The sequence below is a fragment of the Angustibacter sp. McL0619 genome (genome assembly GCF_049994355.1).
Taxonomy (GTDB): domain Bacteria; phylum Actinomycetota; class Actinomycetes; order Actinomycetales; family Angustibacteraceae; genus Angustibacter.
This window is the reverse complement of the sequence record NZ_CP188257.1, coordinates 3301037-3321865: the sequence shown is the minus strand read 5'-3', so window position 1 is coordinate 3321865 and position 20829 is coordinate 3301037. Positions and strand designations below refer to the sequence as shown.

Below are 20829 nucleotides of genomic sequence, written 5' to 3'. Positions count from 1 at the left end.
CGCGCCAACCGCTGGCTACAGTCCTGGTCATGTCCGCAGAGCAGAAGATCACCGTCATCGGCGCCGGCCTGATGGGTTCGGGTATCGCGCAGGTCAGCGCGCAGGCAGGCCACCAGGTCGTGCTGCGCGACGTCACGCAGGAGGCGCTGGACCGGGGCCGATCGGCCATCGAGACGTCGTACGCGCGGTTCGTGGCCAAGGACCGGATGACCCAGCAGGACGCGGACGACGCCCTGGCGAGGATCAGCACGACCACCGAGCTGGACGCCGCGGCGGACAGCGACTTCGTGGTCGAGGCGGTCTTCGAGAGCCTGGACGTCAAGACGGCGCTGTTCGCCGACCTGGACCGGATCTGCAAGGCGGACGCCGTGCTGGCCACCAACACCTCGGCGATCCCGATCACCCAGATCGCCGCAGCCACCCAGCGGCCGCAGTCCGTGGTGGGCACGCACTTCTTCTCACCGGTGCCGATGATGCAGCTGTGCGAGCTGGTCCGCGGTTTCAAGACCAGCGACGAGACCCTGGCCCGGGCCCGGGCCTTCGCCGAGTCGGTGGGCAAGACCTGCATCGTGGTGAACCGGGACGTCGCGGGCTTCGTGACCACCCGGCTGATCGCTGCCCTGGTCGTCGAGGCAGTGAAGCTGGTGGAGAACGGCGTGGCCACTGCCGAGGACGTCGACATCGCGTGCAAGCTCGGCTTCGGACACGCGATGGGTCCACTGGCCACGGTCGACCTGACCGGCGTCGACATCCTGCGCAACGCCTCGCGAAACATCTACCTCGAGACCCAGGACGAGAAGTTCAACCCGCCCGAGACGCTGAACCGGATGGTCACCGCGGGCGACATCGGCCGCAAGTCTGGCCGGGGCTTCTACAGCTACGACGGCTGACCCGCCCCCGCCGGCGCGCCGCCGTCGTCCGGCACCCGCCATGATTGGGCGGTGCACGCAGCTTTCGGCTTCGTCGAGATCACGGTCGTCGTCACGCTGGTAGCGGGCCTGGCTCAACGGTACGGAGCCTCGCCGCCGCTGGTGCTGGTCGCCGCCGGGGTGCTGTGCGGCTACCTGCCCTTCGTGCCGGAGGTGCGCCTCAACCCCGAGGTCGTCCTAGTCGGCGTCCTGCCGCCACTGCTCTACGCGGCAGCGATCCGGTCGTCCCTGGTGGACTTCCGGGCCAACCGCTCCTCGATCCTGCTGCTGTCCGTCGGCTACACCTTGTTCACCACGGTCGTTGTCGCGCTGGTCGCCTTCTGGGTCATCCCGCCGCCCTTCTCGGTGGCCGCGGCGTTCGCCTTGGGGGCTGTGGTCGCGCCGCCGGATGCCGTGGCAGCGAGCGCCATCGCCCGGCGGGTGGGCATGCCGCGGCGAGTCGTGTCGATCCTGGAGGGCGAGAGCCTGGTCAACGACGCGACCGCGCTGGTGGCGCTGAACACGGCCAGAACCGCGATCATCTCCACCATCGCGGTCTGGGAGGTCGGGCTCGACTTCGCCTGGGCCTCGGTCGGTGGCGTGCTGGCCGGCGTGGCGGTGGCCTGGGTGTTCTCGTTCGTCCGGCGTCGGGTGAACGACCCGGTCATCGACACGGTGCTGTCCCTGCTGGCGCCGTTCGTGGCGTACCTGGTGGGGGAGCGGGTGCACGCCTCCGGGGTGCTCGCGGTCGTCGTCACCGGACTGCTGCTCAGCCACCGCTCGCACCTGCTGCAGTCGGGTGCCTCGCGTCTGGCCGAGGCCAGCAACTGGCGGACCATCCAGTTCCTGCTGGAGAACGCCGTCTTCCTGATGATCGGCCTGCAGGCGCCGTTCGTGGTGGACCAGGCGCGCCAGGAGCTGAGCGACCCCACCCTGGTCATGGTGTGCGCGAGCGTGCTGCTCGTCGTCCTGCTCTCCCGGTTCGTCTGGGTGTACGGGGCGTACTTGGTCCGGCTGCTGTTGCACCGCCAGATCGACGACGGCTGGACGTGGCGCACGTCGACCCTGGTGGCCTGGGCTGGCATGCGCGGCGTGGTCACGCTGGCCGCGGTGCTCGCGCTGCCCGAGCAGACCCCGCACCGCGGCACCCTGCTGCTGGTCGCGTTCGTGGTGGTCGTCGGCACGCTCTCCCTGCAGGGGCTGACCCTTCCCGCGCTGGCCCGGGCGCTCAAGCTGCCGGGCCCCGACCCGGCCGAGGACGCGCTCGCCCAGGCGGCCCTGCTCAGCGAGCTGACCAAGGCCGGCATCGAACGCCTGGACCGCGAGCGCACCTCGGACGACCCGGACGACGTCGTCGAGTCGCTGCGAGGCAAGTCCGAGCAGCGGGTGGCCAGCGCCTGGGAGCGGCTCGGGCGACCGCACGACGAGTACGAACCACCGTCCGCGACGTACCTGCGGCTGCGCCTGGCCATGCTGGACTCCGAGCGCGCAGCGCTGATCAAGGCGCGCGACGAGGGCCGCTACGACGACGAGGTACTGCGCGCCGGGACGACGGTGCTGGACGTCGAGGAGTCCCTGCTGGACCGCCGCGAGCTGAGCAACGAGCGGCTGGCCGAGCGACTGGCGCCGGAGCGCACGGCTCAGGGCTGCGAGCACCTGCTGGCCGCCCCCACCTTGGTCAAGCCCGGGACGCCGGATGGTTGCGAGGAGTGTCTGCGGGACGGCACGACGTGGGTGCACCTGAGGCTCTGCCTGACCTGCGGGCACGTGGGCTGCTGCGACAGCTCGCCGGAGAAGCACGCGGGGCGGCACTTCGACGAGACGGACCACCCGGTGATGCGCAGCTTCGAGCCGCACGAGCACTGGCGCTGGTGCTTCGTCGACGAGCTGCTGGGATGATCGCGCGGTGAACTCACCCGTGACGACCCGGACCGAGCCCGACGCCGACCTGCTGCGCCGGATCGAGACCTTCTACGACGCGGTGCCGCGGCTGGGCGCCCGCGCCGAGGTGCTCGGCCCGCTGGTGCTGTTCGTGCGCGAGGGTGCCGGCTGGCCGTACTACGCGCGACCGACGTCCCCGGACGTGCACATCACTGAGCTGGACGTGCGCGCCGTCCGGGCTCGGATGAGCCAGCTCGCCGTGCCCCACCAGTTCGAGTGGGTGCACGACCTGACGCCGTCGCTGACCGAGGCGGTCGCGTCCAACGGTCTGCCGGTGCAGCGGTGCCCGTTGATGGTGCTCGACGTGGATGCGCTGACCGTGCCGCTGGTCGCCGACGTCGAGGTGCAGCTCGGCGGGCCCGACGACGACGACCTGGCGGCCTCCGAGGCGGTGGCCTCGGTCGCATTCGGCGCCGGGATCGGCACCCGGGTTGGTGAGGCGGGTCTGGCCGAGCGGGCGCAGGCCGAGGCAGCGCAGGACCCGGCTCGGCTGGCCAGCCGCCGCGACGGGATCCGTCGTGGTGAGCAGGTGCGCGCAGTGGCACGGACCGCAGACGGGCCGGTCGGGTCTGGCGGGTACCAGCACGCCGCGGGCGTCGCGGAGCTCGTCGGTATCGCCACCCTGCCGGCCTTCCGGCGTCGCGGGATCGCGGCCGCGCTGGCGGGGGTGCTGGCCAGTGCCGCGCTCGAGGACGGCCAGCACACGGTGTTCCTCGCCGCCCAGGACGAGGACGTGGCACGGGTCTACGAGCGCGTCGGCTTCCGCCGGCTGGCGACGGCGGGGATCGCCGAGGGCTGACCCGGCGCCGCCCACCTCCCCTTCTCGTCGCGGCCTCCCGTTCATGTCGCGGCGGTTCTTGTCGCGGCGGTTCTTGTCGCGGCCTCCCCTTCTTGTCGCGGCGCAACGCAGTTACGCACCTATCGCAACTGCGTGCCGCCACTCCAACCACGAGCGCTCCTGGAGCACGCCGTCCGATTGGGACTGCGTGCCGCTACTCCATTCCTAGTGGAGCTGCGTTGCGCCGCGACATCCCCAGAGGCCGCACTCGAGGTGGGGGGGGAGGGGCGGGAGCGGGGACGTGACGACCCTCACCGCGCTCAACCGTTCCGCTGCGGGGTTACCCACGGGTACGGTCCAAAGGCGAGCCGAACGTTGGAGGAACCGTGCCTGACCGTGACCGCCCCTGGGTGATGCGCACCTATGCCGGGCACTCCAGCGCGAGCGCCTCCAACGCCCTGTACCGGCGCAACCTCGAGAAGGGGCAGACCGGGCTGTCCGTGGCGTTCGACCTGCCGACCCAGACCGGCTACGACCCCGACCACGAGCTGGCGCGCGGCGAGGTGGGCAAGGTCGGCGTGCCGGTCAGCCACATCGGCGACGTGCGGCAGCTGTTCGACGGCATCCCCCTGTCCACCATGAACACGTCGATGACGATCAACGCCAGCGCGATGTGGCTGCTCGCGCTCTACCAGGTGGCCGCCGAGGAGCAGGCGCTCGCGGATGGCGGCGACCCGCAGCAAGCAGCTCGCGCGCTGGCCGGCACGACGCAGAACGACATCATCAAGGAGTACCTCTCGCGCGGGACGTACGCCTTCCCGCCCGCGCCGAGCCTGCGGCTGATCACCGACATGATCGCCTACACGGTCTCGAGCATGCCGCGGTGGAACCCGATCAACATCTGCAGCTACCACCTGCAGGAGGCGGGCGCGACGCCGGTGCAGGAGGTCGCGTACGCCCTGTCCACCGCGGTCGCTGTGCTGGACGCGGTGCGGGACAGCGGCCAGGTGCCGCCGGAGCGCTTCTCGGACGTCGTCGCCCGGATCTCGTTCTTCGTGAACGCGGGCGTGCGCTTCGTCGAGGAGATGTGCAAGATGCGCGCCTTCGTCCAGCTGTGGGACGAGCTGACCCGGGAGCGGTACGGCGTCACCGACGACAAGGCGCGACGGTTCCGGTACGGCGTCCAGGTGAACTCCCTCGGGCTCACCGAGGCCCAGCCGGAGAACAACGTCCAGCGCATCGTGCTGGAGATGCTCGCGGTGACGCTGAGCAAGGACGCCCGGGCTCGCGCCGTCCAGCTGCCCGCCTGGAACGAGGCGCTCGGACTGCCGCGTCCCTGGGACCAGCAGTGGTCGCTGCGGATCCAGCAGGTGCTGGCCTACGAGTCGGACCTGCTCGAGTACGAGGACCTCTTCGAGGGCAGCAAGGTCGTGGAGGCCAAGGTCGCGCAGATCGTCGAGGGTGCGCGGGCCGAGATGGCTCGGGTGGCCGAGCTCGGCGGTGCGGTCGCTGCGGTTGAGTCCGGGTACATGAAGTCGGCGATGGTCGGCTCGCACTCGGCCCGTCGGGGCCGCATCGAGTCCGGCGAGGACGTCGTGGTCGGGGTGAACAGGTTCGAGTCCACCGAGCCGAACCCGTTGACCGCTGACCTGGGGACCGCGATCCAGACCGTCGACCCGGACGTCGAGGAGCGGGCTGCCGCCGCGGTCCGGGTCTGGCGTTCCGAGCGGGACGCCGACCCGGTCCGCGCAGCGGCCGCATCGGTTGCGCTGCAACGACTTAGGGACGAAGCGGCGACCGCGGCAAACCTGTTCGCGGCGACGCTGGACTGCGCCCGAGCGGGGATCACCACAGGGGAGTGGGCAGCGGTGCTGCGCGAGCAGTTCGGCGAGTACCGGGCGCCGACCGGGGTGAGCGGTTCGGTGGGCGTGGTCGAGGTCAGCGACGAGCTGGCCCGGGTGCGCGCCGCGGTGCGCGCCACCGGCGACGAGCTGGGCGAGCGGCTGCGCCTGCTGGTCGGCAAGCCCGGCCTGGACGGTCACAGCAACGGCGCCGAGCAGGTGGCGGTGCGGGCCCGCGACGCGGGCTTCGAGGTGGTCTACCAGGGGATCCGGCTGACGCCGTCCGAGATCGTCGCGGCGGCGGTCGCCGAGGACGTGCACTGCGTCGGGCTGTCGGTGCTGTCTGGCTCGCACATGGCCTTGGTGCCGGCTGTGCTGGACGGGCTGCGTGCGGCAGGCGCGGGGGAGGTCCCGGTCATCGTCGGCGGGATCATCCCGGAGTCCGACGAGCGGGCGCTGCGGGCGCTGGGGGTGGCCGCGGTGTTCACCCCGAAGGACTTCGGGCTGACCGCGATGATGGGCCGTATCGTCGAGGTCGTCCGGGCGTCTCGCGGGCTGGACGTCGGGAGTGTCAGGTCGTCTGTATCTCACATATGAGATACGTTGACGGGATGGCAGACGACTACCTGGTCCGCATCGGCGGCCTGATCCGTGACGCCCGCAAGCACCGTGGTTGGACGCAGTCCCAGCTCGCGCACGAACTGGCCACCAGCCAGAGCGCGATCAACCGGATCGAGAAGGGCGGCCAGAACCTCAGCCTGGAGATGCTAGCCCGGATCGGCGAGGCGCTCGACTCCGAGATCGTCTCGCTGGGCACGTCGGGCCCGAGCCACCTGCGTGTCGCGGGCGGCACCGAGCTGTCCGGCGAGATCGACGTCAAGTCCAGCAAGAACGCCGGCGTCGCCCTGCTGTGCGCGTCGCTGCTGAACCGCGGCACCACGACGCTGCGCAAGGTCGCCCGGATCGAGGAGGTCAACCGGCTGATCGAGGTGCTCGAGTCGATCGGGGTGCGTACCCGGTGGCTGAACGCCGACAACGACCTCGAGATCGTCCCGCCGGCCGAGCTCGACCTGGCCCACATCGATGCCGAGGCCGCGCGCCGCACCCGCTCGATCATCATGTTCCTCGGCCCGCTGCTGCACCGGCTGGAGACCTTCGAGATCCCCTACGCCGGTGGCTGCGACCTCGGCACCCGGACGGTAGAGCCGCACATGACCGCGCTGCGGCCCTTCGGGCTGGAGGTCAAGGCGACCGAGGGCAGCTACCACGCGCTGGTGGACCCGACGACCCAGCCCCGTCGTCCGATCGTGCTGACCGAGCGCGGCGACACGGTCACCGAGAACGCGCTGCTGGCGGCGGCGGGCCACGCCGGCACTACGGTGATCCGTAACGCCAGCCCGAACTACATGGTGCAGGACCTGTGCTTCTTCCTCACCGAGCTGGGCGTCCAGATCGACGGGATCGGCACCACGACCCTCACCGTGACCGGGCTCACCACCATCGACCGTGACGTCACCTACGCGCCGAGCGAGGACCCGATCGAGGCGATGAGCCTGATGACGGCGGCCATCGTGACCGGGTCGACCATCACGGTCCGCCGTGCACCGATCGAGTTCCTCGAGATCGAGCTCGCGCTGCTGGAGGAGATGGGGCTGCGCTACGACCGCAGCGAGGAGTACCTGGCGCTCAACGGTCGCACCCGCCTGGTGGACATCACCACCTACCCCTCCACCCTCAAGGCGCCGCTGGACAAGATCCACCCGATGCCCTTCCCCGGCCTGAACATCGACAACCTGCCGTTCTTCGCCGTCATCGCCGCGACGGCTCAGGGCAGCACGCTGCTGCACGACTGGGTCTACGAGAACCGCGCCATCTACCTCACCGAGCTCAACAAGCTCGGGGCGAGCGTGCAGCTGCTGGACCCGCACCGGGTGTTGATCGAGGGGCCGACCCGGTGGCGGGCGGCCGAGGTGGTGTGCCCGCCGGCGCTGCGGCCGGCCGTGGTCATCCTGATCGCGATGCTGGCCGCGAAGGGCACCTCGGTACTGCGCAGCGTCTACGTGATCAACCGCGGCTACGAGGACCTCGCCGAGCGGCTGAACGCACTCGGTGCCCAGATCGAGACCTTCCGCGACATCTGAGCTGCCCTAGGGTCACGTCCATGTCGTTCGGCTTCCTGGTGGCATCGGCCACTACCCCGCCAGTCGTCCATGTCACCGTTGGCGGTGGTGGATGGCCGCAGACGCTGTTGGACGGCCTGATCGGCGGGGTCATCGGTGGCGCCGTGACCGCTGCAGGCGTCTGGTTAGCGCTGCGGCATGAGCGGCAACTGGCAACCGAGGCTCGGTCGTTCGACGCCGTCCGAGCGGGCATGGCCGAGATCTCCAAGTGGATGATGTTCTTCCAGGTGACCAAGGACCCGATGCCGGCGATGGAGGAGTGGATCGCTGATCTGGTCGGACACATCGCAGTGATCGAAGCCATTGCGCACACGACTGCCCCGAAGCTCGACTCCATGGTCCGCAGCGCAGAGCAGGAGCTGTATGGGGCCACCAAATCTGGATCGAAGGAGCGTGTCACGCAGGCCCTAGCCACCCTCGGCCACGTCCTGGAGACCTGGCTCACGGACCCCGCTGCGTTCCAGCGGGCGCCGCAAGACTTCCAGGTGTATCTGTCCCGGATCCGCGCGCTGTAAGGCTCAGACGGTCGGCGGTCACCGACTGCGTCACCGACTGCGTCACCGACTGCGTCACCGACTGCGTCACCGACCGCGTCACCGACCGCGTCACCGACCGCAGCAACACTCGCGGTCACCTCTGGACGACGCGGACGGCCGTCCAGTGGTGTTGTCGCCGCAGGCGTGCGCGTCCGTCAGTCGTCGCCGGCCGGGTTCAGCATGGCGTCCACGTCGATCCGCGGGTGACCGACCGTCGCCTTGTTCACGACCCTCACGGTGTGCGTGCCGGGCTGGAGCGTCTGCAGCCAGACGACCTCACGGTGCAAGGTGGTTGTCGAGTGGGTGTTCACGGTCGCCGCCGGAAGGTTCAGCAGTCGAACGCGGACCAGCAGAGGTCGTTTCGCAACCGCTGGTCGTCGAGCACGAGCTCGCGAATCCCGCCCGGGAGCTGGTCACGCTGCCAGTGGCACTCGAGTCGACCCGCGGACTCGCCCTGGCCCGCCGGTGCGGCCGCACGAGCGGCCTTGATCGCATAGGCGGCCGCGCCGAGCTCATGCGCGGCGACGTGGGCGACGGCCCCCGCCTGGCCGGCGGCGTAGGCAGCATGCCGCGGTGCACCACGCAGGTGCCTGGCGGCGCCCATCGCGTGGCCGCCGGCGGCCCGAGCCTGCATCATCGTGGCCCCGCCACGCACCCAGGCGCGGGCCTGCTCGATCGCCTGGAGCGGTCGAGGGTCCTGCGGCCGGACGGCTTCGAACAGCGGAAGGACGTGCTCCGCGCACGATGCTGCCCACAGCGCGAGAAGGTGGTGGTCCGAGTCGGTGAGAGTCCCGCCGCGGCGGATCGTCACGAAGCGCGGGTCCCGGACCTTCGGCAGGATCATCCCTGACACCAGCGAGCTGGTCGTCAGCTCGGGTCGGCCACGAGCCCGGCGGCGAGCGCCGCGACGAGCCGTTCGACCCGCTCAGGGGACGTCGCGAGGTTGACCCGCACGTGCCCCTCGCCGCCGGGGCCGAACGGGCGTCCGGAGTTGACCATCACGCGACCTCGTTGCAGCGCAACGGCTGCCGGGTCCTGGTGGCCGTAGGTGCGAACGTCGAGCCAGGCCAGGTAGGTCGCCTCGAGCGGACGGAACCGAGCCTGCGGCAGCTGGTCGCGAACCAGCTCGGCGAACAGCGTCCGGTTGCCGTCCAGCCTGGCCACCCAGGCGTCCAGCCACGGCTGGCCACCGGTGTAGGCCGCCTGTGCCGCAACGATTCCCAGCGACGAGGTGCCGTGGTTGGCGATCATCGGCAGCGCGCGCAGCACCTTCGCGTCGGCTGCTGTGCCGGTCACCACCTGCGCGCACTTGAGGGCCGGCAGGTTCCACGCCTTGCTGGCCGACAGCACCGTGGTCGTCACCTCGGCGCCGCCGGGCAGGGCAGCGAGCGGGACGTGCTCGGCCCCCGGCAGCACCAGCCCGGCGTGGATCTCGTCGCTGACGATCCTGGCGCCGTGCCGGTGCACCACCTCCAGCAGGTCGGTCAGCTCGTCCCGCCCGAACGCGCGCCCCCACGGGTTGTGCGGGTTGCAGAGCAGCACGGTGCGCGCCCCGGCGGCCAGCGCCTCCTCGATGCGCTCCAGGTCGAGCTCGGCCCGCTCGGCGTCCGGGTCCAGCGGCACTGTGACCATCTGCCGCCCGGCGTGCGGGACCGCCTGCAGGAACGGCGGGTAGGTCGGCGTCGGGACGACCACCGGTGCGTCCTCGCACAACTGCGTCAGGGCCAGGTGGATGCCGTGCATGACGTCCGCGGTGACGCAGACCCGGCCCGGCTCCACCGTCCAGCGCCACTGCTGCCCGGCATAGGCCGCGAGCACCTCCGGCAGGCCGGAGTCGGCGTCGAACGCCGGGTAGCCGAAGTCGCCCCGGCCCACCGCCTCGGCCACGGCGCGCTGCACGACCGGGTCGGGTTCGACGTCCGTCTCCGCGACCCATGCCGGGAGCACGTCGGGCGGCGGGTAGCTCCACTTGAGTCCGCCGCGGCCGCGCAGCTCGTCGTCGGTCAGGTCCACGATGAGTGGCTCGTGCATTCCCCGATCCTGCCAGTCGCTAGCGTTGGTGGCGTGAGCGACCTCCAGTGCCCGGCGACCGTGCTCGTGCTGCGCCACGGCCAGAGCGCCGGCAACGTCTCGCGGCGGCTGTCGTCCGCGGCCCCCGGCGGCGAGCTGACCGAGCAGGGCCGCCAGCAGGCTCGTGACGCGGCGGCAAGGCTCGTCGACCGGAACGTCGCACGCGTGTACGCCAGCCCCCTGCTGCGCGCCCAGCAGACCGCGCAGATCGTCGCCCAGGTGGTCGGTGCGGGTGAGGTGCAGGTGCTCGACGAGGTCCGGGAGTTCTCCTTGGGGGAGTGCGAGGGCAGCGAGACCGACGAGGACTGGGCGAGGGTCGACGGCCTGTTCGACGCCTGGCTGGACGGGCACCTGTCGCACACCCTGCCCGGCGGGGAGTCGGGGCTGGAGGTGCTGAGCCGGGTCCGCGCCGGGCTGGAGTCGGTCGCAGACCAGCACCGCGGCGAGACGGTCGTCGTGGTCAGCCACGGCGGCGCGATGGCCCTCGCGCTGCCGCTGCTGGCCGGTGACGTCCGCGACGACCGGGCTCGTGGCTCGGGCGTGCCGAACTGCGGCGTGGTCGAGATGCAGGGGGACGCCGACGGCTGGCAACTCCTCGCCTGGCCGACGCGGAGCCCGGCGCTGGGCAGCGACCCGCACCCGGGTGACCTGGCCGAGCTGGTGGATCGCGCGGACAGCGAACGCAACCTGCCGCCGGACGGGGAGCCACTGCCCGGGTCGGCCTACGCCACGGTCCGCGGCATCGCCTGTGCCAGCCTGCCGATCGCCCAGGCGTGGGCCACCCAGGCCTCGGTCACCGGGCTGGGCCTCACGCCGTCGCCCGGTGCGGTGGACGAGGTGACCGCGTGGCTCGACGCCCACTCGCCGGGGGCCTGGCACCTGGTGGTGGGCGAGCACTGGGCCGCCGAGGTCACCGCTCGGCACGGGTTGGTCGAGCTCATGCGGCACGGCGCCTGGGTTTGCGAGGAGGTGCCGGACGTCGCGGCGGACGTCGTGGCGGACGTCGTGGCCGCCGACGGCCTCGAGCTCGGGCCGGCCGACTCCGTCGAGGAGTTCCTCTCGGTCTTCGGAGTCGATCTCCGACCGATGGTGCAGGGGCAGCTCGATGCGCCGGACCGTGAGTTCGTCGTGCTGCGGCACGAGGGCGCGGCGGTGGCGTGCGCGCGGCTTCGCGACCTGGCCGGGACGACGTACGTCGGCGGGATCACCGTGCGGCCCGAGCTGCGCGGCCGCGGCTGGGGGCTGGCGACGTCCGCACTGGCCACCCAGCGCGCGCTGCAACGCTCGCCGATCGCGTGGCTGCACTGCGAGGACGAGGTGAGCGGCCTGTACTCGCGCCTCGGCTACCGCCGGGTGACCACACACGTGCACCTCGGCCCGGCTGCGGGCTAGCCGCTGCCTACCGGGAACGTGCGCGTTCCCAGGGTCAGCGTGGCGGTGGCGCTCTGCCCGTCGCGCAGGTAGCCGACCGCCACCTCCTCGCCCGGCTTCTTGTTCAACGAGATCGCCTGCAGCTGGTCGGCGCTGGTGACCGCCTGGCCGTCCAGGGTCACCACGATGTCGCCGCGCCGCAGCCCGGCCCGGGCCGCCGCCCCACCAGGCGCCACTGCGGTGATGTACAGACCGTCCGGAGTGATCCCGCTCTCGGCCCGGGTCACCGGCACGACAGACATGCCGAAGTCCGCGTGCTCGACCGTGCCATGCGCGATCAGCTCGTCGGCGATCCGGTGCGCGAAGTCCGCGGGGATGGCGAAGCCCAGGCCGATGCTGCCGGCCACGGCCGCGCCCGAGGAGTCGTTGGCCGTCGCGCCGGCGGTCGGGACGCCGACCAGCTCGCCGTCGCAGTTCGCCAGGGTGCCACCGCTGTTGCCCGGGTTGATCGAGGCGTCGGTCTGGATCGCCGAGGTCACCAGCGCGGTGCTGCCGTTGTCCGCCGGCACGCCGATCGAGCGGCCCAGGGCGCTGACAACACCGGCCGTGAAGGTGTCCGCCAGTCCGAGCGGGGCGCCGATCGCGAACACCTGGTCACCGACCGACGGCGCCGGCCCGAACGGGATCGGCGCGATCGTGGTGTCGGTGGAGACCTTGATGACCGCGAGGTCGGTGTCGTTGTCCCGGCCGACCAGGGTCGCCGGCAGCTGCTCGCCGTTGGGGCGCTGGACGACGATCGTTCCGCCGTTCAGGGCCGCGGGGGAGATGACGTGGTTGTTGGTCAGGATGTGTCCCTCGGTGTCCAGGAACTCGCCGGAACCGTTGCTACCACTGGTGCTCGTGCTGACCAGGATGGTCACCACGGACGGCATGGCCTTGCTCGCGACGTCGCGCGGGTTGCACAGGGCGCTGTCCCGGGCCCTGGACCACCCCACGCCCGCAACCACCGCGATGACGCTGACCGCCAGCAGGCACACGGCGAGCGGCAGCCAGGTCGCGCGGAGCACCCGCCGGAGCCGGCCGGGGCGGTTCGCCGTGCTGCCCTCGGTGTTGCCCTCGGTGTTGCCCGTCTCGCTCATGTTGACCCCCGTCTCGAGCCGGCTACCGGCTGTCCCGCTTCGCCTGCCGCCGAGCACCCGCCGCCTTGGATGAGGCGTCGCGCTTCTTCGCACCGGTCGTCTTGCTGTGCGCGACTGTGCGGGACGTCGGCTTCGCCGCGGTACCGGCCGTCGGCTTCGCCGCGGCACCGGACGACTGCCGCCGGTCCACCGGCGCGGCCTTCGCGGCCTTGGCCGCGGCCAGCCGCTCGGCCTTCAGCTCGGCCGCGGCTGCCCGGGCGACGACGTCGACCCGCTTGCTCACCCGGGCCAGCGCCAGCTCGAAGACCTCGGCCTTGTCGGCGTTGCGGCGGTTGGCCGGCCGTGCGCTGCCGCGTGCGCCTTTGGCACCCACTCGGGCCGCCGCCTGCCGGCGGTAGAGCTTGACGTACTTGGTCCGCGCCCGTCGCACCCGCGCGTGCAGCGCGAGCAGGTCGTCCTCGTCGAGGACTGCCATCCGCTCGACCTCGGTCTCGCGGACCAGGTCCGCCTCGTCGTCGCTCAGAAACCCCACGAGCTGCATGATCGACATCGGCTGTCCTCTCTCGGGCCCAACCCATCTTGACGGTGCGAGGGAGCCGCCGCCAGGGTCCCGAGGCCAAGGCTTGCGCGTACGGCTGCCGTGTCAGGGTTCGGGCGCGGCCGGCGTGCGCTGGCGCAGCCGGCGCGGGATCACCCACCAGAAGACCACGATCGAGCACAGCAGCGCGCCGGCGGCCACGACTCCCTGCCAGCGCCCCAGGACGACGGTGAAGACCAGCATCACCACGCCGGTCACGGCGAGCCCGAGCGCCGTCAGCCCAGCTCGGGCGAGCACGTCGCCGGCCTCGACCAGCCGGTCCTTCTCGTGCCGGCGGAACAGCGCCCGATGCACTGCCACCGGGGCGATCAGCAGGATCGTCGCGAAGCAGGACACCAGCACGGTGGCGAGGTAGAGCCAGCGCTCATAGGACCCGAGCCCGGCGAACCGGATCTGGAACGGCAGCGTCAGCAGGAAGCCGGCCAGGATCTGGACGCCGGTCTGGGTGACCCGCAGCTCCTGGAGCAGCTCGTTCCAGTTGCGGTCCAACCGCTGGTTCCGCGTCTCGTGGCGCTGGTCGTCGTAGGGCAGGTCCGGCTCCGTCGCCATCTGCGCACCGTAGTCCTGGCTCGCCCCGTGCGCTCAGGCCAGTACGACGCAGGCGGCGCCAGGGACGTCCAGGAAGCCGACGGGGGCGCCGACCGCGCCAAGCCGGTCTACCGGCAGGCTGGTCACGGTGCCGCTGAGCTGGTTCGCGGCCAGCAGCCATCGCTCGTCGGGCGAGAGCCGCAGGTGGCGCGGGGCCCGGCCACCGCTCGGATGGAGCCCGACGCGTCGGACGGCGGACCCGGCCACCGCCATCGCGAAGTGCAGGACGGCGTCGGTCCCGGTGCCGTCCTGGTCCCGCATACCGAGGTAGGCGTGGTGGCCGTCCTGGGTGATGAGCAGCGCCGACGCCAACCCGTCCACCCCGGCCAGGACGACGGTGCCGATGGACAGCGCGCCGGAGTCCGGGTCGTAGGTGCAGACGGCGACGCCGGGCGTCAGCTCGAGGGCGAGCAGGGCGGCGCGGCCTCCCGGGTGGAAGGTCAGGTTCCGCGGGCCGCTGCCCGGCGGTGCCTGCGCGCGGCTGACCGGCACGAGCTGCGGGCCGTCCGGTCCGTCGTCCAGCCGGTAGGTGGTCACGCTGTCCGTGCCCAGGTCGACGACCAGCAGGTGGCGACCGTCCGGGGACTTGCAGACCTGGTGCGCGTGCGCGGCCTCCTGCCGTTCGTGCGACCCGGAACCGTTGTGCTGCAACAGCTGCGTGCGCCTGCCCAGCTCGCCGCCTGGACCGAGCGCGAACACCGCGACGGTTCCGGAACTGTAGCCCGCGACGACCGCGTGGCCGCGGTGCAGGATGAGGTGGCACGGGTCGTCCCCGGCGCCGTCCCGCTCCGTTCGCACCGACGGGTCGTGCAGTGCCACCGACGTGAGCGTGCCGGCTACGTGCTCCCCGACTGCGTACAGCGTCCGTCTGTCCTGGGACAGGGCGATCCAGGACGGGTCGGTGAGCGCGATCTCGCCCGCAGCCTCGAGCGCCCCGGTCTCGTCGTCCAGGCTCGCCCGCACGACGCCCGGTGAGCCGGTCCCGGTCGTGTAGCTGCCGATCAGCAGGTCTGTGGTGCCCACCGCGCCACGCTATCGAGTGGCGCGGTGGCGCGGCTCACAGCGACTCGACTGCCCTCACGATGACCGGCACGTTGCCGCGGATCGCCTTGGAGTACGGGCAGAACTCGTGCGCCGCCTCGACCAGTTCCTGCGCGGTGGCCAGGTCCACGCCGGGGACCTGGCTGACCAGCTCGGCGGTGATTCCGTAGCTGCGTCCCTCGGGGCCGAAGCCGATGTCCACCCGGGTCGTCGCGCCGGACGCGTCGATGTCACGCTTGCCGGCCACCGCGGCCAGCGCGCCGTTGAAGCAGGCCGCGTAACCGACGGCGAAGAGCTGCTCGGGGTTGGTGCCGACGCCGTCGCCGCCGAGCTCGGTCGGCGCCGACAGCTTCACGTCGACCTTGCCGTCGTCGGTGGTCGAGTGGCCGCGTCGGCCGCCCTGGGCGGTCGCGTGGGCTGTGTACCGGATCTCTCTCGGAGTGTTCGTCATGCTGGCGTCAGCCAGGCCGGTGCCCGGTTTGTTCCCTCAGAACAGTCGGGAGTCCGTGTCGTCGTGCCCGCGCAGCGCCGCGTAGTCCAGCGTCACGCACCGGATGCCGCGGTCGGTGGCCAGCGTCCGGGCCTGCGGCTTGATCTCCTGCGCGGCGAACACCCCGGTGACCGGCGCCAGGATCGGGTCGCGGTTCATCAGCTCGAGGTACCGGGTCAGCTGCTCGACGCCGTCGATCTCGCCGCGGCGCTTGATCTCCACCGCAACGGAGCCGCCGCTGGCGTCCCGGCAGAGGATGTCGACCGGCCCGATCGCGGTCATGTACTCGCGCCGGACCAACGTGTACCCGTCGCCCAGGGTGACGATCTGCTCGGCCAGCAGCTGCTGCAGGTGCGCCTCGACGCCGTCCTTGACCAGCCCCGGGTCGACGCCTAGCTCGTGCGCGGAGTCGTGCAGCACCTCGTGCACCCGGACGACGAGCCGGTCGTCGGTCTTGGTGTGCCGAACCGTCCAGACCTCGCTGACCCCGGACGCGACGTCCGCCGTACCGGGCTCACCGACGTCCAGCGTGCACGGGGGGCTCATCCAGTTCAGTGGTTTGTACGAGCCGCCGTCGGAGTGCACGAGCACGCTGCCGTCGGCCTTGACGAGCAGCAGCCGGGTGGCCAGCGGGAGGTGGGCGGTGAGCCGACCGTCGTAGTCGACGGAGCAGCGAGCAATGACCAGACGCACCGGCGCAGCCTAACCTGACTGCCCTCTGGTGCTGTCCGGCAGGCGTGGCGTTCGTCACGTGCGTGCGGCGCCGTGCCGCTGCTCTGGGAGGATGCCTGTCGGCGGTTTCGACGGCGGAGTCGCCCGGACGGACACAGGAGCGAACTCGATGGCGCGTGAGCTGAGCACGATCGGCGTGGTGGGCCTGGGCACGATGGGGGCCGGGATCGTGGAGGTGTTCGCCCGCAACGGGCTGGACGTCGTCGCCGTCGAGGCCGACCCGACGGGCCTGGAGCGAGGCCGCGGTCACCTCGAGCACTCCACCGGCCGTGCGGTCGCCCGCGGCAAGCTCAGCACCGAGGAGCAGGCCGCGCTGATCGCCCGCGTGCGGTTCGCCTCCAGCCTGGACGACCTGGCCGCCTGCGACCTGGTGGTCGAGGCCGTGCCCGAGCACCTGGACCTCAAGCGCGAGATCTTCGGCAAGCTCGACTCCATCGTGCGCTCCGACGCCATCCTGGCCACCAACACCTCGAGCCTGTCGGTCACCGAGATCTCGGTGGCCACGCACAACCCGCGACGCGTCGTCGGCATGCACTTCTTCAACCCCGCACCGGTGCTGAAGTTCGTCGAGGTGATCCGCACAGTGGTCACCGAGGACGACGTGGTGGACGACGTGACCGCGCTCGCCGCCCGGATCGGCAAGATGCCGGTCGTCGTCGGCGACAAGGCCGGCTTCATCGCCAACGCGCTGCTGTTCGGCTACCTCAACCACGCGGTGTCGATGTTCGAGTCGCGCTACGCCACCCGCGAGGACATCGACGCGGCCATGCAGCTCGGCTGCGGCCTGCCGATGGGCCCGCTGGCGCTGATGGACCTGATCGGCCTGGACACCGCCTACGAGATCCTGGACACGATGTACAAGCAGGGCCGGGACCGCCTGCATGCCCCGAGCCCGATCCTGAAGCAGATGGTCACGGCCGGGCTGAAGGGTCGCAAGAGCGGGCAGGGCTTCTACAAGTACGCCGAGGCCGGCTCGAGCACGGTCGTCACCGACAACCTGACGCCGGCCGAGGTGTCCGGGGAGCACGAGGCGGTTCGGCCCGTGTCGTCGGTCGGCGTGGTCGGCTCCGGGACGATGGCCACCGGGATCGTCGAGGTGCTGGCCAAGGGCGGGCTGGACGTCGTCTACATCGCGCGCAGCGATGCCAAGGTGGCTGGCGTGCGCGCGGCGCTGGCCAAGAGCCTGGAGAAGGCCGTCCAGCGCGGAAAGCTCGACGGTGCCGACCGGGACGCAGCGCTGGCCCGGATCACCGGCAGCTCGCGCCTGGAGGACCTGGCCACGGTGGACCTCGTCGTCGAGGCTGTGGTGGAGGACCTCGGCGTCAAGCAGGCGCTGTTCGAGAACCTCGACGAGATCTGCCGGCCCGGCGCGATCCTGGCCACCACCACCTCCTCGCTGCCGGTGGTGGAGTGCGCGGCGGCGACGTCCCGGCCAGCTGACGTGGTCGGCATGCACTTCTTCAACCCCGCGCCGGTGATGAAGCTGGTCGAGGTCGTGCACACGGTGTCGACCGCGGACGACGTGGTCGCGACGGTCACGGACCTGTGTCGCCGGATCGGCAAGCACCCGGTCAGCTGCGGTGACCGCGCCGGCTTCATCGTCAACGCACTGCTGTTCCCCTACCTGAACGACGCGGTCAAGATGCTGGAGGCGCACTACGCCTCGGCGGACGACATCGACACGGCGATGAAGACCGGCTGCGGTTACCCGATGGGCCCGTTCGAGCTGCTCGACGTCGTCGGCCTGGACGTCTCGCACACCATCCAGCGCGAGCTCTACCTGGAGTTCCGGGAGCGCGGATTCTCGCCGGCCCCGCTGCTCGAGCAGCTGGTCACCGCCGGGTATCTCGGTCGCAAGGTCGGCCGCGGGTTCCGCACCTACCCCTGAGCGCGACAGGATCCGACCGGGTCCTGTCACGCCGGTGACTCGTGTGACATGAGAGGCGACTTGCCGCCCGGAGCTGGTCGGATCCTGTCGCGGAGGGCTGGCTGAGAGAATGGTCGGGTGCCCCGCCCCAACCGTCGTCGTCGCGACGAGTCCGACCTGGACGTCGCTCGCGCGCTGGGTGGTGCTCCGCGGCGCGAGGTCCACCCGGACGGCGAGTGGTTCGTGCGCGCGGTGGCCGGGCCGTCGTCCAGCAAGGCGTACCGCTGTCCCGGGTGCTCGCAGGAGGTGCGTCCAGGGCAGCCGCACACCGTTGCCTGGCCCGCTGACGGGGCCCGCAGCGACGAGGACTCGCTGGGCGACCGACGGCACTGGCACACGCCGTGCTGGTCCGCCCGCGCCCGCCGGCGCCCAGGGCGCTAGGCGGCCGCAGATCGGCCGATGGCAGGGGCGTTCGCAACTCAGTGGCAGGCGCCCCCCAGAGCCGAGCCGAGCAGCGGACTGATGTCCAGCTCGGTCGCTCCGACGTCCTCACCGGCCGGCGTGAGCCCGTGCACGGCGAGCAGCTCGAAGCCGCTGTAGGCCTGCAGCTGGCTGCTCGGGCTGCATCCGGGCAGGTCGAGCCGGATCGGGGACTGGCGCGCGGTGTGCGCGGGCACGGTGATCGGCAGGGCCGGGACGGTGGTGAGCCTGATGCGTCGGGGCGTGGCCTCACCGGGGGCTGTGTCGATGCTCACCGTCAGGGGCTGGTTCGTCGTGTTCTTGAGATCGAGAACGGCGGCCGCGACAGTGCCACCGATGCGCGCGACCAGCGGTCGGTAGTCGCCCGACAGCTGGCACAGACCGGCTTGGGACAGCGTGGCGTTGAAAGCGCTGGCCATCTGGACCTGCAGCTGCTGCCGGGTGCCGTCGGGACTGCGGACCGGTATCGCCAGCCGGACAGCCGAGTCAGCGTCGCAGTCGAGCAGGACCCGTGCGATGACCCGTGAGTAGTCGCCAGCCGCGACCCGCTCCTGGCCGGCCGTGAGCTCGTAGACCGCGGCGTGGGCGTCCAGGGTGGCGCCGCGCGGTGACACGACCAGCGTGAGCGGCTGGGGGCCAAGGTTGTTGACGACCATGGAGAACCCCATCGCCGGGCCTTGCGTCGTGTAGGTGGGGGCCACGTCGACCACCGTGGCCAGCCCGGTAACCCTCGAGCGCGAGGAGGCCTGCTGAGCCAGGTGCGTCTGTTGCGCGGTGAACAGGGCACCGAGGCCGATGCCGATCAGGCCGGCCACGGTGATGCGCAGCCACATGATGCGCTTCGGCGTTCCTAGTTGCTGCAGCCGGGAGGGAGGCCCCGGTGCGGGCGGCTCGCCGAGATCGACAGCCACCGCATCGGGCGAGGTTGCAGCGAGTCGCGCCGGTCCGTCGCGCGCGCCCGAGGCATCGAGCTCCTCGTAGCCCATGGCCCGAGTATGAACCCGCCGCGGTGCCTCGTGGTCAGGCTGGACCGGTGGCGACGTCGTCGATCTGCGGCACCTGCCACGGCGAGCCGGGCTCGTGCTCGAGCCGGACAACCTCCACCACGGTCTGCGTCGGGATCACGCCGTAGACGTGCGGGAACGGGTCGTCCGCTCCCTCGACGTGCTCCCAGAGCACCTGGGCTCCCTCGTGGTCGAGCTTGTCGAGGTCGACCACGAGCAGGTCCACGGCGGCGACATCGCCGAAGTAGCTGTCGAGGACCGGCCCGACCTGGGCGAGGGTGGACGCGTGGATGTACCCCTCGTCCACCAGCGAGACGCCCCGGGTGGACACGTCGTAGCTGCCGTCGTCGTGTCCGCGGGCCCAGTCCTGGGGGAGTGCCACGTGCAGGATGCGCATGCTCGGACCCTACGCCGTCCCCGATACCCTGGGTCGCGATGAGCGAGCAGCCAGCCGACCCGGCGCAGCAGGACCCGCACACCTTCCGGCAGAACATGATCCGTTCCGGGACGGTGCTCCCGGCCCGTCGCCAGGACGTCGAGCTGCACACCGCCGACGGGCTGACCCTGGTCGGTGAGCTGGCCCTGCCGCTCGAGCACGACCCGGTCGCCACGCTGCTCACCCTGCACCCGCTGCCCACCCACGGCGGGTTCATGGACTCGCACGTCTACCGCAAGGCGTCCTACCGGCTGCCCGCGCTGGCTGACATCGCGGTGCTCCGGTTCAACTTGCGCGGGGTCAGCAGCCCTCGCGGGACCAGCCAGGGCACCTTCGACGGGGGTGACTCCGAGCGGTTCGACGTGGCGGCGGCGATCGAGCTGGCGGAGTTCCGCGAGCTGCCGCACCCGTGGCTGGTGGGGTGGAGCTTCGGCACCGACCTGACGCTGATGCACGGCTGCGACCCCTCCATCGACGGCGCCATCCTGCTCAGCCCGCCGCTGCGCTACTCCACACCCGACGACCTGGCCCGCTGGGCGGCGTCCGGCAAACCCGTTCTGGCCCTGGTGCCCGAGCACGACGACTACCTGCAGCCGCCCGAGGCCCGCGAGCGGTTCGCGGCCATCCCGCAGGCCGAGGTGATTGGGGTGGACGGCGCCAAGCACCTGTGGGTGGGCGAGCCGGCCGTACGCCGGGTGCTGGACGAGATCGTCGCGCGGGTGGCGCCCGGTCGCTCGCCGCTGCCGACCACCTGGGACGGCCCGCTCGGTGAGGCGCTGCACACCGACTGAGTCGGCCCGCTGACGGCGGCCCCGCTACTCACCGCGAT

21 protein-coding genes are annotated in these 20829 nt (G+C 71.5%); 10 read left to right on the top strand and 11 right to left on the bottom strand.

The window, feature by feature from the left end:
• The first annotated feature begins 29 nt into the window (after positions 1-29).
• The 6 genes from ACPPVT_RS15400 (at position 30) to ACPPVT_RS15375 (ending at position 8163) form a co-directional block, all read left to right on the top strand.
• Positions 30-890: a 3-hydroxyacyl-CoA dehydrogenase family protein gene (locus tag ACPPVT_RS15400; protein ID WP_426561735.1), complete on the top strand. Its 861-nt coding sequence runs from the start codon at positions 30-32 to the stop codon at positions 888-890.
• Positions 891-941: 51 nt separating this feature from the next.
• Complete coding sequence (locus tag ACPPVT_RS15395) at positions 942-2807, top strand: Na+/H+ antiporter (RefSeq protein WP_426561733.1); 1866 nt, start codon at positions 942-944, stop codon at positions 2805-2807.
• Positions 2808-2814: 7 nt separating this feature from the next.
• On the top strand, positions 2815-3648 hold the full coding sequence (locus ACPPVT_RS15390) for a GNAT family N-acetyltransferase (protein ID WP_426561731.1): 834 nt from the start codon (positions 2815-2817) through the stop codon (positions 3646-3648).
• A 392-nt stretch (positions 3649-4040) separates the two neighbouring features.
• Positions 4041-6065, top strand: a complete 2025-nt coding sequence (locus ACPPVT_RS15385; RefSeq protein WP_426567173.1) for a protein meaA — start codon at positions 4041-4043, stop codon at positions 6063-6065.
• A gap of 14 nt (positions 6066-6079) precedes the next feature.
• Positions 6080-7609 (top strand): helix-turn-helix domain-containing protein, encoded by a 1530-nt coding sequence (locus ACPPVT_RS15380; RefSeq protein WP_426561729.1) that lies wholly within the window; start codon positions 6080-6082, stop codon positions 7607-7609.
• Between the two features lie 20 nt (positions 7610-7629).
• Complete coding sequence (locus ACPPVT_RS15375; protein ID WP_426561727.1) at positions 7630-8163, top strand: hypothetical protein; 534 nt, start codon at positions 7630-7632, stop codon at positions 8161-8163.
• A 176-nt stretch (positions 8164-8339) separates the two neighbouring features.
• Here the strand turns inward: ACPPVT_RS15375 and ACPPVT_RS15370 are convergent, their stop codons facing one another.
• From ACPPVT_RS15370 to ACPPVT_RS15360, 3 genes are read right to left on the bottom strand one after another with little or no spacing between them, the layout of a single operon-like run.
• Entirely contained in the window at positions 8340-8495 is a 156-nt protein-coding gene (locus ACPPVT_RS15370) for a hypothetical protein (RefSeq protein WP_426561725.1), read from the bottom strand.
• Between the two features lie 17 nt (positions 8496-8512).
• Positions 8513-9028, bottom strand: a complete 516-nt coding sequence (locus ACPPVT_RS15365; RefSeq protein WP_426561724.1) for a putative immunity protein — start codon at positions 9026-9028, stop codon at positions 8513-8515.
• 23 nt (positions 9029-9051) lie between these two features.
• On the bottom strand, positions 9052-10215 hold the full coding sequence (locus tag ACPPVT_RS15360; protein WP_426561722.1) for a MalY/PatB family protein: 1164 nt from the start codon (positions 10213-10215) through the stop codon (positions 9052-9054).
• A 33-nt stretch (positions 10216-10248) separates the two neighbouring features.
• Here ACPPVT_RS15360 and ACPPVT_RS15355 point away from each other — a divergent pair, with 33 nt between their 5' ends.
• The gene (locus ACPPVT_RS15355; RefSeq protein WP_426561720.1) at positions 10249-11646 is read left to right on the top strand and encodes a GNAT family N-acetyltransferase; all 1398 of its coding nucleotides are present in this window, start codon (positions 10249-10251) and stop codon (positions 11644-11646) included.
• On the opposite strand, the gene ACPPVT_RS15350 is transcribed toward ACPPVT_RS15355, so the two are convergent.
• The 6 genes from ACPPVT_RS15350 to nucS form a co-directional block, all read right to left on the bottom strand.
• On the bottom strand, positions 11643-12764 hold the full coding sequence (locus ACPPVT_RS15350) for a S1C family serine protease (protein WP_426561718.1): 1122 nt from the start codon (positions 12762-12764) through the stop codon (positions 11643-11645). The two genes, ACPPVT_RS15355 and ACPPVT_RS15350, sit on opposite strands and share 4 nt — an antisense overlap.
• Before the next feature lie 22 nt (positions 12765-12786).
• Entirely contained in the window at positions 12787-13314 is a 528-nt protein-coding gene (locus tag ACPPVT_RS15345) for a hypothetical protein (RefSeq protein WP_426561716.1), read from the bottom strand.
• A 93-nt stretch (positions 13315-13407) separates the two neighbouring features.
• On the bottom strand, positions 13408-13911 hold the full coding sequence (locus ACPPVT_RS15340; RefSeq protein WP_426561714.1) for a DUF6328 family protein: 504 nt from the start codon (positions 13909-13911) through the stop codon (positions 13408-13410).
• A gap of 33 nt (positions 13912-13944) precedes the next feature.
• Positions 13945-14973 (bottom strand): lactonase family protein, encoded by a 1029-nt coding sequence (locus ACPPVT_RS15335; protein ID WP_426561712.1) that lies wholly within the window; start codon positions 14971-14973, stop codon positions 13945-13947.
• Between the two features lie 34 nt (positions 14974-15007).
• Positions 15008-15442, bottom strand: a complete 435-nt coding sequence (locus ACPPVT_RS15330; RefSeq protein ID WP_426561711.1) for an organic hydroperoxide resistance protein — start codon at positions 15440-15442, stop codon at positions 15008-15010.
• Positions 15443-15478: 36 nt separating this feature from the next.
• Positions 15479-16174 (bottom strand): endonuclease NucS, encoded by a 696-nt coding sequence (gene nucS, locus ACPPVT_RS15325; protein WP_426561709.1) that lies wholly within the window; start codon positions 16172-16174, stop codon positions 15479-15481.
• Positions 16175-16322: 148 nt separating this feature from the next.
• Here nucS and ACPPVT_RS15320 point away from each other — a divergent pair, with 148 nt between their 5' ends.
• Together ACPPVT_RS15320 and ACPPVT_RS15315 are read left to right on the top strand one after the other, a co-directional pair.
• Positions 16323-18101, top strand: coding sequence for a 3-hydroxyacyl-CoA dehydrogenase family protein (locus tag ACPPVT_RS15320; RefSeq protein ID WP_426561707.1), 1779 nt, complete (start codon positions 16323-16325; stop codon positions 18099-18101).
• A gap of 117 nt (positions 18102-18218) precedes the next feature.
• Positions 18219-18521 carry a hypothetical protein gene (locus ACPPVT_RS15315; RefSeq protein WP_426561705.1) on the top strand — a complete coding sequence of 101 codons (303 nt, stop codon included), beginning with the start codon at positions 18219-18221 and terminating at the stop codon, positions 18519-18521.
• A gap of 38 nt (positions 18522-18559) precedes the next feature.
• On the opposite strand, the gene ACPPVT_RS15310 is transcribed toward ACPPVT_RS15315, so the two are convergent.
• Positions 18560-19546, bottom strand: coding sequence for a hypothetical protein (locus ACPPVT_RS15310; protein ID WP_426561703.1), 987 nt, complete (start codon positions 19544-19546; stop codon positions 18560-18562).
• A 34-nt stretch (positions 19547-19580) separates the two neighbouring features.
• On the bottom strand, positions 19581-19961 hold the full coding sequence (locus tag ACPPVT_RS15305) for a DUF952 domain-containing protein (protein WP_426561702.1): 381 nt from the start codon (positions 19959-19961) through the stop codon (positions 19581-19583).
• Between the two features lie 95 nt (positions 19962-20056).
• Between ACPPVT_RS15305 and ACPPVT_RS15300 the strand changes: the two genes are divergently transcribed.
• On the top strand, positions 20057-20791 hold the full coding sequence (locus tag ACPPVT_RS15300; protein WP_426567172.1) for an alpha/beta hydrolase: 735 nt from the start codon (positions 20057-20059) through the stop codon (positions 20789-20791).
• The last annotated feature ends 38 nt before the right edge of the window (positions 20792-20829 follow it).